General features: G+C 32.8%; 16 protein-coding genes. All 16 read right to left on the bottom strand.

All coding sequences use genetic code 11. The features are described from left to right. Positions 1–117: 117 nt before the first annotated feature. The 16 genes from AC1RPH_RS05665 to murG all read right to left on the bottom strand — a co-directional run bounded on the left by AC1RPH_RS05665 (position 118) and on the right by murG (position 15,291). Positions 118–468, bottom strand: a complete 351-nt coding sequence (locus tag AC1RPH_RS05665; protein WP_481761692.1) for a DUF1831 domain-containing protein — start codon at positions 466–468, stop codon at positions 118–120. A 13-nt stretch (positions 469–481) separates the two neighbouring features. After that, on the bottom strand, positions 482–1,630 hold the full coding sequence (locus AC1RPH_RS05660; protein WP_481761691.1) for a cysteine desulfurase family protein: 1,149 nt from the start codon (positions 1,628–1,630) through the stop codon (positions 482–484). Between the two features lie 24 nt (positions 1,631–1,654). Next, positions 1,655–2,338 (bottom strand): 5'-methylthioadenosine/adenosylhomocysteine nucleosidase, encoded by a 684-nt coding sequence (locus AC1RPH_RS05655; RefSeq protein ID WP_481761690.1) that lies wholly within the window; start codon positions 2,336–2,338, stop codon positions 1,655–1,657. Between the two features lie 28 nt (positions 2,339–2,366). Then, positions 2,367–2,624 carry a DUF1328 domain-containing protein gene (locus AC1RPH_RS05650; protein WP_481761689.1) on the bottom strand — a complete coding sequence of 86 codons (258 nt, stop codon included), beginning with the start codon at positions 2,622–2,624 and terminating at the stop codon, positions 2,367–2,369. After that, positions 2,617–3,177: an NUDIX domain-containing protein gene (locus AC1RPH_RS05645; RefSeq protein ID WP_481761688.1), complete on the bottom strand. Its 561-nt coding sequence runs from the start codon at positions 3,175–3,177 to the stop codon at positions 2,617–2,619. The genes AC1RPH_RS05650 and AC1RPH_RS05645 overlap by 8 nt, the downstream gene beginning before the upstream one ends. Positions 3,178–3,204: 27 nt before the next feature. Continuing rightward, a complete protein-coding gene (locus tag AC1RPH_RS05640) occupies positions 3,205–4,128 on the bottom strand; it encodes an alpha/beta hydrolase (RefSeq protein WP_481761687.1) in 924 nt (307 codons plus the stop codon). A gap of 82 nt (positions 4,129–4,210) precedes the next feature. Then, entirely contained in the window at positions 4,211–5,185 is a 975-nt protein-coding gene (gene dapF / locus AC1RPH_RS05635) for a diaminopimelate epimerase (RefSeq protein WP_481761686.1), read from the bottom strand. A 118-nt stretch (positions 5,186–5,303) separates the two neighbouring features. Beyond that, positions 5,304–8,087: an isoleucine--tRNA ligase gene (gene ileS / locus AC1RPH_RS05630; protein ID WP_481761685.1), complete on the bottom strand. Its 2,784-nt coding sequence runs from the start codon at positions 8,085–8,087 to the stop codon at positions 5,304–5,306. A gap of 281 nt (positions 8,088–8,368) precedes the next feature. Next, the gene (locus tag AC1RPH_RS05625) at positions 8,369–9,067 is read right to left on the bottom strand and encodes a DivIVA domain-containing protein (protein ID WP_409022377.1); all 699 of its coding nucleotides are present in this window, start codon (positions 9,065–9,067) and stop codon (positions 8,369–8,371) included. Positions 9,068–9,086: 19 nt separating this feature from the next. After that, positions 9,087–9,869, bottom strand: a complete 783-nt coding sequence (locus AC1RPH_RS05620) for a YlmH family RNA-binding protein (RefSeq protein ID WP_481761684.1) — start codon at positions 9,867–9,869, stop codon at positions 9,087–9,089. A 6-nt stretch (positions 9,870–9,875) separates the two neighbouring features. Continuing rightward, on the bottom strand, positions 9,876–10,169 hold the full coding sequence (locus tag AC1RPH_RS05615; RefSeq protein ID WP_409022375.1) for a YggT family protein: 294 nt from the start codon (positions 10,167–10,169) through the stop codon (positions 9,876–9,878). 21 nt (positions 10,170–10,190) lie between these two features. Continuing rightward, positions 10,191–10,604 (bottom strand): cell division protein SepF, encoded by a 414-nt coding sequence (locus AC1RPH_RS05610; RefSeq protein ID WP_481761683.1) that lies wholly within the window; start codon positions 10,602–10,604, stop codon positions 10,191–10,193. A gap of 32 nt (positions 10,605–10,636) precedes the next feature. After that, a complete protein-coding gene (ftsZ, locus tag AC1RPH_RS05605) occupies positions 10,637–11,869 on the bottom strand; it encodes a cell division protein FtsZ (protein ID WP_481761682.1) in 1,233 nt (410 codons plus the stop codon). A gap of 17 nt (positions 11,870–11,886) precedes the next feature. Then, a complete protein-coding gene (gene ftsA, locus AC1RPH_RS05600; RefSeq protein WP_481761681.1) occupies positions 11,887–13,203 on the bottom strand; it encodes a cell division protein FtsA in 1,317 nt (438 codons plus the stop codon). Between the two features lie 120 nt (positions 13,204–13,323). Further along, on the bottom strand, positions 13,324–14,172 hold the full coding sequence (locus AC1RPH_RS05595) for a cell division protein FtsQ/DivIB (protein WP_409022371.1): 849 nt from the start codon (positions 14,170–14,172) through the stop codon (positions 13,324–13,326). 18 nt (positions 14,173–14,190) lie between these two features. Next, complete coding sequence (murG, locus tag AC1RPH_RS05590; protein WP_409022370.1) at positions 14,191–15,291, bottom strand: undecaprenyldiphospho-muramoylpentapeptide beta-N-acetylglucosaminyltransferase; 1,101 nt, start codon at positions 15,289–15,291, stop codon at positions 14,191–14,193. Between the last annotated feature and the right edge of the window lies 1 nt (position 15,292).

Genomic DNA, 15,292 nt, shown 5'->3' with positions numbered 1-15,292 from the left:
GAATACGCTTTATTATACCTTTTCAATCTAAAAACGTACATACAAAAACATCCTTATAATACTTCATAGTTAATATACCCTTATAAAATACTATTAATAATAATAAAAAAGGTATTGTCATTTTGACAATACCTTTTTCAAAACATCCCTATCAATTAATTGACCAATCACATAATCAAATTGTTCAGTTTCAGCTTTTTTATCTTCACCATGAAATATATTAACTGCTTTAAGTCCATTAGCAGTCGTCGTTGACATTTTAAATCCAGTTAATGACTTATCAACGATAACTTTAACTTTAATGCCCTTATTGAAAGGTGAATTAGGATCTAAAGATCTCTCCAATTGAAAATTACCTGCTTTAGTTTCTGCAAATCCTAAATCTCTTAACGTATATTTTTTTACATCAGAACTCAATTCATAAGTTACTGTATCTCCTAAAAGTTGAATACTTTTTTCAAATGCCATTATTAAATTCCCCCTATTTTTTCAATCTACCAACTATTCTAACTAATTGTACTATAAAAGTATCTATCTCTTCAGCTGTATTATCTTTTCCAAAACTCAATCGAATAGATTCTGTGACTCTCGGACTCTTTTCACCGTACATAGCCATTAATACATGTGAAGGTTCGAGATTACCAGCAGTACATGCAGAGCCACCAGAAACAGCAATACCTGCCAAATCTAACCGGGTCTGTAATACTTCAGTTTGAATACCTTTTATCCAAATATTAAAGACATGTTGTAAGTTATCATCTGAGAGTGTCCCATTAATTTCAAAATCAATATGGTTATCATCTAATCCCGCTATAATTTGCTTTTTGAAGCCTTGATACTTTAATTGTCGTACTTGTTTTTCATCATCTGAGATTAAAGAAACAGCTTTAGCAAAACCTGCAATTGCTGGTATGTTTTCTGTCCCTGCTCGTCTCTTGTCTTCTTGCTCCCCACCTTTAATAAAGGGAGGGAAAAATATAGATTCTCTTCTATAGAGAAAGCCTAAAAATTTAGGCCCATTCAATTTATGGGCTGATGTTGATAACATATCTATATGATCCTCATTAACATCTATATCCAGTAGTCCATAAGCTTGAACAGCATCCGTATGGAACCAAGCTTGATGATCCTTTAAAATCTCACCAACTTCATGAATTGGCATATGACTTCCCGTCTCATTGTTACCCATCATGATTGAAACAAGAATTGTATCATCTCTTAAAGCCTCTTTAAAATCGACTATATTGATAACACCATCTTCATTAACTGGTAAATAAGTAACTTCAAATCCAATTGATTCTAAATATTTCATTGTTTTTAAAATAGCCTGGTGCTCTACTGCTGTTGTGATTAAATGCTTACCTAATGTTTTTCTCTGAATAGCTGTTTGCATAATAGCCATATTATCACTCTCAGTACCACCACTTGTAAAGATGATTTCTGATTCTTTTGCATGAATACTATTTGCAATAATTTGTCGACTATCATCAAGCACCATTCGTGCTGAACGTCCAAATTGATGTGTACTTGAGGCATTCCCGAAGGTGCTCTTCATCATATCTGTCATCACTTCAACGACTTCATTTGCCATTGGTGTGGTTGCTGCGTTATCTAAGTATATTCCTGACATTAATTTAGTTTATCTCCTTTTAATTTAGCTTAATAATGATAGAATCATTCGTGCTGATTTTTGACCAGCTTCAATAATAAAATCATCAAATGTTTGTCCAGCTTCTTCATCGCCAACATCTGACATCGCTCTAACAATAGTGAATGGAATACCAAATTGGTGTGCTGCCTGACCAACTGCGGCACTTTCCATTTCACTACAAAGAGCATCAGGAAAATGATTAAGTATGACATCTGTCTGAGCTTGACTTGCTATAAATTGATCACCAGATACAATTAGTCCTGGTTTTATACTTAAATCATTTTCTTGAGCCGCTTTTTTAATTGCATCGTTTAAATTTGTATCTGCCAAGTATTTAGTTGGTTGTTGGGGTAATTGACCAATTTCATATCCAAAAGCTGTTGCATCAACATCATGATAGGCAACTTCTGTGGCTAAGACCACATCTCCAATTTTAAGTCCATTACCAATACCACCAGCTGAACCAGAATTAATAACGGCTGTTACTCCAAATTCTGCAATTAAAAGGGCTGTTGTCATCCCTGCTTGTACCTTACCAATACCAGATCTAACCAAAACAACTTCTTTTCCATTAATTTGGCCTGTATAAAATGAAATCCCGCCAATTTCTTTGTCTTTTCTATTCTCTAGATGACTTCTAAGCGAAAGAATTTCTTCCTCCATTGCACATAAAATACCGTAAATCATGTTGTTACCCTCCATTTTTTATTAATATCTAAGGTAATAAGAATAAAGCTAAAAATACAATTACAATTGCAATAACTAAAAATACAATTGTCCAATTCAAAAATTGGTTTAATTTACTTTTTTTATTTGTTTTTTCTGGTTGTTCTGAAGATGAGCTTCTTGTTGGATGTTCATCTTGGTATTCCTTTTCAACTCGTTGACGTTCTTTTTGTCGAAATTCAGGATCATTCTTTAATTCTTGTAATCTCTGATATTCACTTCTCGATAACTTTTTTTCATCATCCATGTAATTCACCTTTTAATCGTTCAATTTCCCAATGATTAACCGCTAAAATAGTTTTAACATCAGTTATTTCACCAGATTTAATTTTAGCTTGAACCTCATTAAACGTCAATTCGACTACATTTAAAAATTCATCAATATCCTGAGGTAACTCGTTATCTACATTTTCTAATCCAGTCGCATAGAATAGCGTTAAATATTCGTCCGCAAATCCTAATGCTGAATGAAACCCATATATTTCAGCTAAATGTTTAGCTTCATAGCGTGTTTCTTCATTCAGTTCACGTGTTGCAGTCTCGATTAAATTATGATCATCGCCATCAATTTTACCGGCCGGAATTTCTAATGATGTCTTCCTAATAGGTGCTCTCCACTGGTTAACTAGAACAATTTTTTCTTCATCCGTTATTGCTAATATACCTACAGCACCATGATGATGTACGATTTCTCTATTTGATTGTTCACCATTTGGTAGTTTAACCGTCTCATTAACAACTTCTATAACATGTCCTTTGAATATTAATTCTTCTGATAAAACTTTTTCTTCTAAATTCATTTAATTAACCTCGTTATTTTACTTTTCCTAGTTAAAATATTGTTTTAAAAAATGAGTTACTTTCTTTTCATACTCAACTTTATCTTTTGTAAATGACGTAGCATGTTTAGCACCATGTGCAATGAAAATTTCTTTAGGTCCTCTTGTCGCAGCATAATTTTGATAAATCATCTCAGTCGGAACAAATTTATCGTCACTACCATGAATAAATAACACAGGTAACTTATTATGATTTAATTGCTTAATTGAACTTGCTTCATAAAATGAGTAACCTGCTTTAACTTTTGATATCAGACTAGCAATAGGGATAATAGGGATTTTAGGTAACTTATACATCTGTTTCAACTGATAAGTTAACTCATCAGCCACACTTGTATAGCCACAGTCTTCAATAATTGCCTTAACTTGTGAAGGCAATTTTTTCTCTCCACTCAACATCATAACCGTTGCGCCACCCATACTAACACCGAATAGAGTAATTTTTGAATCTGTACCTTTATATTTAATTACTTTATCAAGCCACTGTAAATTATCTTTTCTCTCTAACCAACCATAACCAATATAATCACCTTGACTTTGGCCATGTGCTCTTGCATCTGGTGCAAGAACATTATAGCCTTTGTCATGATAAAAATGAATAAAGCGGACCATTTCTTCTTTCTTTCCCATAAATCCATGAGCAACAAATATTGTTTTATTAGTTTTACTTTCTGCAGGAACATAAATTGCTTTAAGCTTTAAATTATCTTCAGATTTGATCTGCCAATTTAATTTTTTAACTTGTTTTAACCAAGTGTATTCTTTCTTTAACTCAGCACTTTTAGGTTCTGAATTAATAAATTCCTTATTGGTTGGTGTCTCCGCATATTCAAATAAATAATAACTAATGCCAAAAATAACAAAGCCAATTATTATCAGCATTAAACAAATTCCAATGATCCATTTTTTCATTAAATTTCCTCAAGCGTTTCCCTTTATTTTAAATTAAAAAAAGGATAAAAGACAGTCATTTATGTCTTTTACCCCCATAAAATTACATAATACTTAATATAAACTTTAAATAAGCATCCTGTTCATTAGTTGATATCCATTTGGCCTTAGAAAAATCACCATTCAGAGCATCAGCTAACTCAATTGTTATATTCGCAACATTAGTTGCATTACCAATTAGAGACATCCAGTAATTGCCACTCTCATCTTGATGCACAACAGTTTTAACCATACCACCAGGATTTTTTACATTAATTTCAGTTCCAAATGGCACTTTACCTTCACTTAACAGAACAAACATTAAACTTGAAGCAGACATTGCTGTTCCACACGCATTAGTAAACCCAACTCCGCGTTCATAAGTTCTAACAAAAATTGATTTATTATCTAATTTTTCAACAAAACTAACGTTAACACCATCTGGAAAATACGGATTTTCACCGTTTAAATAAGTTGCAATTCTTTCAAGTTCCGGTCCTTGTAACGTTGTATGATCAACAAAAGTAATTAAATGCGGATTTGGTACCGAGACAGCTGAAAACTTTAACGTTTGTGAAAATTCAGGAATAATTTCATCTACCAATGTTTGTCTTTGTAAAAACATTGGTAACGTTTGTGACTCAAAACTAACAGGTGAAATTTCGACATTGTAAGCTGCAACGCCTGCCTGAAGATTTGGTGCTTTCTTAACATCTAAATCAGCATGCATTGTCTCAACTTTAAATTCTGTTTGTCCAAATTTAGTTTCTAAATAGCGCCCAACAGTTCTTAAACCGTTTCCACACATACTAGCCTCTGTACCATCAGCATTGATGACTCTCATTTGACCTAGAACACCATTATGACTTGATTTATCAACGACTAAAATGCCATCTGAGCCACCGTGTAATCCAGATTCTCGATCACACATTTGAATTGCTAAATTCTTTAATTTTTCATCTGATAATGCTGTCTCTAATTTAGTTTGATCTAAAAGAAAAAAATCGTTTTCTGATCCATGTACTTTTACTAATTCCACATTGAACACCTGCTCTCACTATAATTGTATACCTTACATATTACGCTATATTTTTAGGATTGTAATCAATTTGACTCAAAAAAAGGAATAACTCTACGTTATTCCTTTTTTGAAATATTTAATTTTCAAAACCTTCTGTAACTGCCTCTGGATAACCTTGTTCAACAATCGTTGCACAACGATGACAGAGCGTTGGTAACGCAGTATCCTCCCCAACATCAGTCTTAACCATACGACATCTTTGACAAACTTCACCGTTAGCTACTTCAACTTTAACAGCTAAGTTATCAAAATTAGTTGCATCTTCTGGAACATCATCAATAGATAAAATTTCTAAATCAGAAACAATCAATTGTTGACGGATATCCGTATCAAGTACGTTAAGTAATTCTTTATCAGAATCATTCACATATAAAATAACTTTTGCTTCAAATGATTTCCCAATTAATTTTGCATCACGCGCATCTTCCAAAGCCTTTAAGACATATGAACGAATTTTCATGAATGCTTGCCAATTTTCAACAATTTTAATTTCACCATCAAAATGGGCAACTTCTGGCATTTCACTTAATTGAACATATTCTTCTGGTTCTTTCAAATAGTCCCAAACTTCTTCAGTTGTATGTGGCAAGATAGGTGTTAATAACTTAGCCATTGTTGTTACAATCTGGTATAGAACAGTTTGCATTGAGCGTCTTTCAAAACTATCTTCAGCTTCAATATAAACGATATCTTTTGCAATATCTAAATAGAATGCTGATAAGTCATTTGAAATAAATGTAATCACTTTTTTGTAAATTGCTAAGAAATCATATTCAGCATAATCATCCAAAACCTCTTTTGAAAATGTATTTAATTTAATTAACATATACTTATCTGCTGATGCCAATTCATCAAATGCAATTGCATTTTCATTTGGATCAAAGTCAGTTGTATTAGCCAAAATAAATTTAAATGTATTTCTAATCTTACGATATGTTTCAGAGACTTGTTTTAAAATATCCATTGAAACAGCGATATCAGAAGATGTATCTGCTGATGCTGTCCATAATCGGATAATCTCAGCTCCTGATTGTTTAATAACTTTACTTGGTAAAATGATATTCCCAAGCGATTTACTCATCTTATGTCCTTTATCATCAAGTACAAATCCTTGTGACATCAACTGTTTGTATGGTGCAATTCCATTAGTTGCAACGGATGTAATAACACTTGAATTAAACCATCCACGATATTGATCTGAACCTTCCATATATAGATCTGCAGGATACGTTAAATTATCACGTTTACCTAGCACTCCACGATGTGAAGAACCTGAATCAAACCAAACATCCATGATATCTTCTTCTTTTGTAAATTCACCATTAGGACTATGTTCACTTGTAAATCCTTCAGGAAGTAGTGCTTTAGCATCATTTTTGAACCAAATATTTGATCCATTTTTTTCAAACAATTGAGCAACATGTTCAATTGTTTCTGGTGTAATGATAGGTGTCCCATCTTCTGCATAGAAGATAGGTAATGGAACGCCCCAAGCACGTTGACGTGAAATCACCCAATCGCCACGATCTCTAATCATATTGTAAAGACGAACCTTACCCCATTCGTTTTTAAAATCAACTTTTTCAATTTCTTTTAATATATCATCGCGGAACATCTCTACTGATGCAAACCATTGTGCCGTTGCACGGAAAACAACAGGTTTTTTTGTACGCCAATCATGTGGATAACTATGCGTAAAGAATGAAAGTTTAAGTAAATGACCATTCTCTTTCAATTCATCAGTTACTAATGGATTAGCTTTATCATAAAATATCCCTTCAAATCCAGGCGCATCTTCATTCATGACACCTTTTTCATCTAAAACAGATACAACGGGTAATTTATACTTTTGTCCAGCAATAAAATCATCTTCACCATGTCCTGGAGCAGTATGAACAAGTCCTGTACCAGAATCTAAAGTAACATGGTAACCTAGAATAACTAATGATGTACGATCATATAATGGATGTTGCACTGTCATATATTCCATATCGCGACCAGAAAATTCTTTTAATACTTCAACATTTTCCCAATCAAATTCTTCTTTTAAAATATTTAAACGTTCTTCAGCGACAACATATTTTTTCCCATCAGCATTAATTTGGATATATTTATAATCAGGATGTACAGCGACACCATAATTAGCTGGAATTGTCCATGGTGTTGTTGTCCAGATAATCATTTTTGTATCTGTATCTAAAATATCTTTCCCATCAACTACATCAAATGTAATATACATTGATGGTGATTTAATATCGTGGTATTCAATCTCTGCTTCAGCTAATGCTGATTCAGACGATGGTGACCAATAAATTGGTTTTTTACCTTTATAGATGTAACCTTTTTCAGCCATTTCACCAAACATTCTGATTTCTTCAGCTTCAAATTCAGGTTGTAAAGTCATGTATGGGCTATCCCATTCAGCTGCAACGCCTAAACGTTTAAAATCTTCGCGTTGCAAATTAACTTGCTCCAAAGCATATTTTTCACATAATTCACGAAAATCAGCTTTTGACATGGTTTTACGATCAACACCTTGTTTAACCAATTGTTGTTCAATAGGAAGGCCATGAGTATCCCAGCCAGGAACAAAAGGTGATCTGAAGCCCATCATTGATTTTGAACGAACGATAATATCCTTCGTAATCTTATTTAAAGCATGTCCCATATGGATATTACCATTAGCGTATGGAGGTCCATCATGTAAAATGAAACTTGGTTTCTTTTCATTTAACTTTTGTCTTAGTTCATAAACACCGTTTTGTCTCCATGCATCTTCACGCTCTGCTTCTTTAACTGGTAAATTTCCACGCATTGGAAATTCTGTCTTACCTAAGTTTAAGGTTTCTTTCATTTTCATATTATAAACTCCTTTTAAAAGTTATTTTATTTCATTATACACAAAAAGACTCCGTTACAAGGGACGAAGTCTTCGTGTTACCACCCAAATTTAGAAACTTAACATTATATAACGTTAAATTTCACTCAATCATCGTGATAACGGAGATGAAGCCGATTAAACTTACTTGATCATTTCAGTTTAATGAAATCGTTGAGATGATAAATTATATAATACTTATTATCGACCTTCCACTATCATCGACTCGCTAAAAATGTATCATATAATTGTTATTCTCAAATTTATTTATTATCTGGGAAAATGACCATTGTATCTTGATCATTTTGCTCAGAATCTTCATTTGCATCTGATTCAGCAATAATTTCTGTAACAACAATATCGTCATTATTATTAACTGATTCTTTTATTTCTTTGGCTTCACGTTTTTCTTTGTCTTCTTCACGTTTTAAAACGTCTTGAATTTCAGAATATGTGCTTGTCTCGCCTTGTTTTAAAATTTCGTCCCAATCAGAACTTTTAACAACTTCTAATTGTGATTCCATCATAACTTTTAAACGTTGACGGAAAATACGTGCTTGTTTCTTCAAGTCATCAGTCTCAACAGCTAATTTTTTAGCTTTTTCTGAAGCCATATCAATAATATGTTTAGCTTTTTCATTCGCTTCATCAATAATATCATGACCTTGCTTTTGTGATTCTTTATTAATAATTTCAGATTCACGCTTAGCATTAACCTTAACGCGATCAGCAGCTTCTTGAGCAACAATAATTGATTGATTTAAAGAATCTTTTAAATCATTAAAGTATTCTAACTTTTCATTACTAGTTTTAACTTCTTCAGTTAAATTTTCATTTTCTTTTAACGTTATTTCATAATCTTTAATAATTTTATCTAGAAAATCATTAACCTGGTCTTGATCATAGCCTCGTAATTTTACGTTAAATTCTTTATTATGAATATCTAATGGACTTAAAGTCATTTTGCACGTCCTTCAAAATTTATTTTTTTAATATTGATAACTCTAATTTATATTTATCTTTTCTAGTCATACCTGCAATAAAATCTAACTTGATTCGTCCAAAACCACGAATTGACAAAACATCAAACTCTGCTAATTCATAATCAGGCTTATTAATAACTTGCCAATTTAAACTAACTTTTTCAGAATTAACTAAATTTTTGGCGTTTTGTCGAGACATATTATAAACAGCTGATATGACTGAATCGATTCGTAACGATGAAACTAATTCATTTTGCGATTGCCACTCATCTGTGACACTCACCGTTTGTGAAAAAGGAATCTCTTCAAGTGATACCTTAATTTTACCAATACGATCAACTTGACTAATCAAATAATTAGCCATCTTTTTTTCAACAACAACCTGCCATTGCTGACCATCTGTTAAAATATCACCAAGTACTTCTCTATCTAATCCCGCATTAGCCAAAGTTCCCAAAATTTGTCCATGTTTTAAGGTAGCAAATTTTATTGGATACTTAATTTCAATAAGTTGTAAATCAAAATCACTATCTTGAACATCGAAATACGCTGGATAAAAAAGTAATCTTTTTCGTTCAGCTTCTTTCGTGCCACCAAATAATTTTAAACTAATTTCGTCATTTTGGCCTAATAGATAGGTCGCAATATGTGCCTCTCTAGGATTTAAAAAATGAGTTAGAACTGCCCTGTACTCTGATTTAGCTTGCTCGATATAATCTGACAATGTATCAATAATTTCTTTTTCGTCGGACCTGAAATGTTGGTAAATTGTATCATTCATATATCATTAGCCTCCAACATAAAGACGAATCAAAGTAGTCAGAAGTCCCATAACCCCATTTTGGATGAAGCTTAGCGCGATTATCGCAATAATTGGTGAAAAACTAATACCCCCAATTGCCGGGATAAAACGGTCAAAAAATGCAAGGTATGGTTGACAAATTTTACTTAAGAAATGGCCAACCGGCGTATTATAAGCGCCTGGAAACCATGACATTAAAACGTAAATGATAATTGCTAGCTCATAAGCATCAAAAGCCCACGTAATCACTTTAGCTAGAAATGTAATAAACTCAATCATTTGTATACCTCGATTTTTCTTTTATTCGAATTTTTCAAAAATATTATCTGCCATATTTCCTTCAACAGTAAATGAGTTTGGTGTACAAAGAAAAATATTATCGCCAATTCTTTGAATTGTTCCGTTAATAGCAAAAATTGTTCCGGACAAGAAATCAACAATCCGTTTAGATTGAACTTCATCCATTTTTTGAAAATTTACGACGATTGCTTGATTTTGCATTAAATGCGTTGCAATATCCTTAACATCAGAATAAATTCTAGGTTCAAATAAATTAATTTTTTGTGGTTGACTATATTTACCATTTATCGAAACGACTTTATTACTTTGATTCAATGACGAAGTCCGCATAGACTCTTCGGTTTGGTAATCATCATTTTCAAAATCATCTTCTTCAGCTAACCCAAAAAAACGACCAATTTTTTCAAAAGCCATAATATCCGTAACCTCCCCATTGATTCATTTAATTAATCTTTACGTCGTTTTCTGAAAAACGGTGGTGTACTTAAACTATCATCATTATTTGTTGCTAAATCATCAGTTTTGATATCATTCTTAAAGACATCAAAATTTGGTTTTTCAACATTTTCAAATTCTGTTGATTTTTTTTCTTCAGGTTGACTTGATGGGTGCATAATATCCCAATCGTCAAAACGATCTTCTTGCTTTTCAGCTAATGTTGCTTTAGGTGCATCAGTTCTTGGTAATGTTCGTGTACGAACTGTGGCTTTTTTTTCTTCTTTAACATCATCAATACCAGTTGCAATAACTGTTACGACGATTTCATCACCTAGGTCTTCATTAATTGACGTTCCAAAAATAATATTAATTTCATCAGTTGCAGCTTGTGAAATAATTTCAGAAGCTTCTTGCGCTTCGAAAAGACTCATATCAGCACCACCGGTGATATTAAGTAGAACTTGTTTTGCACCATCAATTGAAACTTCGAGTAATGGCGAAGAAATTGCTTTTTTTGTTGCTTCAGCAGTTCTATTTTCACCAGTAGCAGATCCAATTCCCATTAATGCAGTTCCTTGATCAGCCATCACTGTTTTAACATCAGCAAAATCTAAATTAATTAAACCGGGTGATGTAATTAATTCAGAAATACCTTGAACACCTTGACGTAAAACATTATCTGTTTCTTGGAATGCTTCAAGCATCGGTGTCTTCTTGTCAATGATTTCAAGTAAACGGTTATTAGCAATAACAACTAACGTATCAACTTGATCTCTCAGATTAGCTATTCCTTCAGCAGCAAAACGGCTACGTTTAGGTCCTTCAAATGTAAATGGACGTGTTACAATTCCGACTGTTAAAATGCCTTGATCTTTAGCGATTTTAGCTACAACAGGAGCAGCTCCTGTTCCTGTTCCACCACCCATTCCAGCAGTAACGAAAATCATATCAGCGCCATCAATAGCTTCGATAATTGCTTCTTCACTTTCTTGTGCAGCTTTACTACCAATATCTGGAGTTGCACCAGCACCTAATCCACGAGTCAATTTAGGACCCAATTGAATTTTAATTTCTGCCTTTGAGCTTTCCAATGCCTGAACATCAGTATTTAATGCAATAAACTCAACACCTGAAACATTTTCATCAATCATACGATTAACAGCATTACCACCAGCGCCACCGACACCAATTACTTTTATTACTGCGCCTTTATCTTCACTTGAGTCCAAAGAAAATTCCATTACTTACTTCCTCCTATTTAATCGAAAAATTCATTAAAAAAGTTTTTAACTGATTTTAATGGATCCCCTGATGTTTTTGGTTTTCTAGTTTTTTTAACTTTGTTTTTTACTTCTTGCTTCTTAGGTTTTTCGTTGTCTGGTTCAACAATACTATAACTTAATTGATCAATATCAAGTCCCATTGCACTTTTCACTAATAATGTGACTTCATCTTGCTCGACTGCATAATTAATCAATCCTAAGGCTTGTGCAAATGAAGGATAGCGTAATCCCATTTGATCAGGGACGTAGGTTTTAACTTGAACTTGCAAAATTTCTGATGCTAATTCTGTAATTCCTGGTAAAGCTGCAAGACCACCAGTTAAGATAACGCCACCTGGTAATTCTAACGCCTTGATAGCATCTAATGAACTTTTTATTTTATCTAAGATTTGAGAGATTCTTGCTTCAATAATCTCTGCTAAATATTTTTCAGAGATATTGATTGGCTCACTTTGTCCAACAACATCAACTGGGAAAACATCATCTTCTGATGCTAACTCAGAATTAGCAAATCCATAATTGCGTTTCAATTTTTCAGCATTTTCAACAGATGTATTAAGAACCACTGAGATATCTTTCGTGACAAAATCGCCACCCTCTTGGTCCACGTATGTAAATTTCAACTTATGATCATGAATCACTGAAGCAGTCGTTTGACCACCACCGAGATCAATAAGTACAGTACCAAAGTCTCTTTCGCCATCTGACATCGCAACTGATGCAAGTGCTAATGGGTTCACGATTGTTTCTCTGATAGTTAGCCCAGCATTTTCAACACATTTTTTTAAATTATGAATAATTGTTTTTGGGCCAGTATAAACTGATCCATGCATTTCTAATCTCACACCAATCATACCACGAGGATCCTTAATGCCATCAAATCCATCAACTACAAATTCATCAGCAATAATATCAATGATATCTCTTTCTGGTGGTAAATTTTGAACTAATGCTGCACTCGCAACATTCACAACATCTTCATTTGTAATTTCTTTTGATTCATCTGAAACGGCAATCATGCCGTTACAAGGAATAATTTGTAATAAATTAGCAGGAATACCAACATGTACTTCGTGAATCTGAATATTTGCTTTTTCTTCAGCTTGTTTAATAGCTTTTTGTACTGAAATTACAGCCTTATCAATATCGACTACAATTCCCCTATTCAAACCTTGTGAGCGTTCATTACCAATACCAATTACGTTCAATTGACCATTAACGTATTCAGAAACGATAACTTTAATTGATGTCGTACCGATATCTAACCCCACATATATACCTGCGTTACCCATCTGAAAAAGAACCTCCTTACAGCTTGCTTTTAATATTATTTTTTATAAGATATAGTACTCATATTTTACCACATTAAGACCTGATTTAGAAAGGATATCCCATAGGCCATACCAACTTTGTTAACTTTTCTTATTATATGGATAAGAATATGCACCCACTTCTAAATCAACGACACCTTTTTTCTTCATTTTAGATGAGATACTTGGATAGAAAGCCATTTTATCGGCAAAATTATCAATATTAGCAATAATTTTATTTCTGTCATTCATGTATATATATATTCGCTGATTATTCACTTTGGATGGTTGATAATCGATTTCTGATATTCCATTTCTGATTTTCATCGGAATTTTTTTATATTGTTTAACCATTTTTTGCAATATATTTGTTTGATTAAACTTAGAATACGTAGGATAATTCCCCACTGGTTGGTCAAATTTCTTACTTCCAATTGTCCCATTCAAAAATAATTGATAGTATGTTTTATTTTTATAAATATATCCTGCAAGATCATATTCATTAATAGAAAGTTTAACACCATTCCATTTATTATGGCTAACAGTTAGTGACTTCACCTGTGGCAATTCTTTTTTTATATCCTTTAAAATAGCTTTTTTTCTAAAAAACGCGTGGGATAATGGATCATTAATGTGTAAATTACTAGCATTTTCTACTTGTACTTTTGAAACTGTTTTTTCACCTGAAATACTAATATTTTGTATTTTACTTAATGGTGAAATAAAATATAGTGCAATTAAACCAATAATCAGAAACGAACCAATTATAATAATTAATTTTTGTTTTAGGGCATGATGTTGATATTTTTTTAATTTTGGTAATCGGTCACTAATTGTTTTGGGGTTTCCAAAAAAATCGAATCGTTTATTTTTCTTCTTTTTTTTCTCTTGTAAGGCCTCCCAAGGTGTCAATTCAGCTTTTTTTCTTTTTAAGAATTTATTTTTTGACATCTTATTTGGCCTCCTAACTTATTCTTTAATTTTGATTAAATCTTCCATAACCTTAATTAGATTATCTGCAGCATTGGGCACACCCATTTTACGTGAATTATTAGCCATCTGTCTTCTCACATCAGTATTGAGCATCATTTCATCTGAAACCATGACCAATTTTGATCCCGTTAACTTATCCTCAGTAATAAGCTTAGCTGCATTATTATCAACTAGACTCATTGCATTTTTTACTTGATGATTATTTGTAACATAAGGGCTAGGCACCAAAATAGATGGTAATCCAAGTGCAGTTATTTCTGCTATACTTGTTGCACCAGCACGTCCTAAAATGACAGAAATATGGCTTAATAAATTAGGCATATTATTTAAATATGGTTTTATCACAATATTTTTATTTAATTCTATCCCGTTTAAATCATTCATAATTTTATCGTAGTGAACGTTACCTGTAACAAATAAAATTTGATATGGTTTTTTATTTAATTCAGGAATTGCTTCAACCATTGCTTGATTAATTTTCGCAGCTCCTCTTGAACCACCAAAAACTAACATCGTTGGTACATCATCTAATAATCCATATTGCGATAATGCTTCAATTTCTGTTTCATTTACAACCTGTTGTGCGCGGGGATTCCCTGTGAAAACAACTTTTTTCTTAGGAAATTGATCTGCAACTGATTCAAAAGAAATAGCTACTTTATCAACAAAGTGGCTCAAAAATTTATTTGTTACACCTGCAACACTATTTTGTTCATGAACAATAGTTGGAATATGTAATCGAGCAGCAGCATAAACCACTGCACCACATACGTAACCGCCTGTTCCAATAACAATGTCTGGTTTAAATTCTTTAATCATTTTCTTTGCGTCTTTCACACTTTTTAAAAATAGTTGGACTGTCTTAATATTTTCTACTGATAACGATCTTTTAAATCCTTGAATTTTAATTGTTTTAAATGGAATTCCATTATCTGGAACGATTCGGCTCTCAAGTCCTTTTTCAGTCCCAACATATAAAAATTCAGCCGTTGGATCTTTTACTTTTAGCGCTTCAATAAGGGCCAACGCAGGGTAAATATGCCCGCCAGTGCCACCACCAGAAACAATAATTTTCATT

It is taken from the genome of Dellaglioa sp. CoH-57-MRSF-16 (genome assembly GCF_056782055.1).
This window is presented reverse-complemented; position numbering and strand designations above follow the sequence as displayed.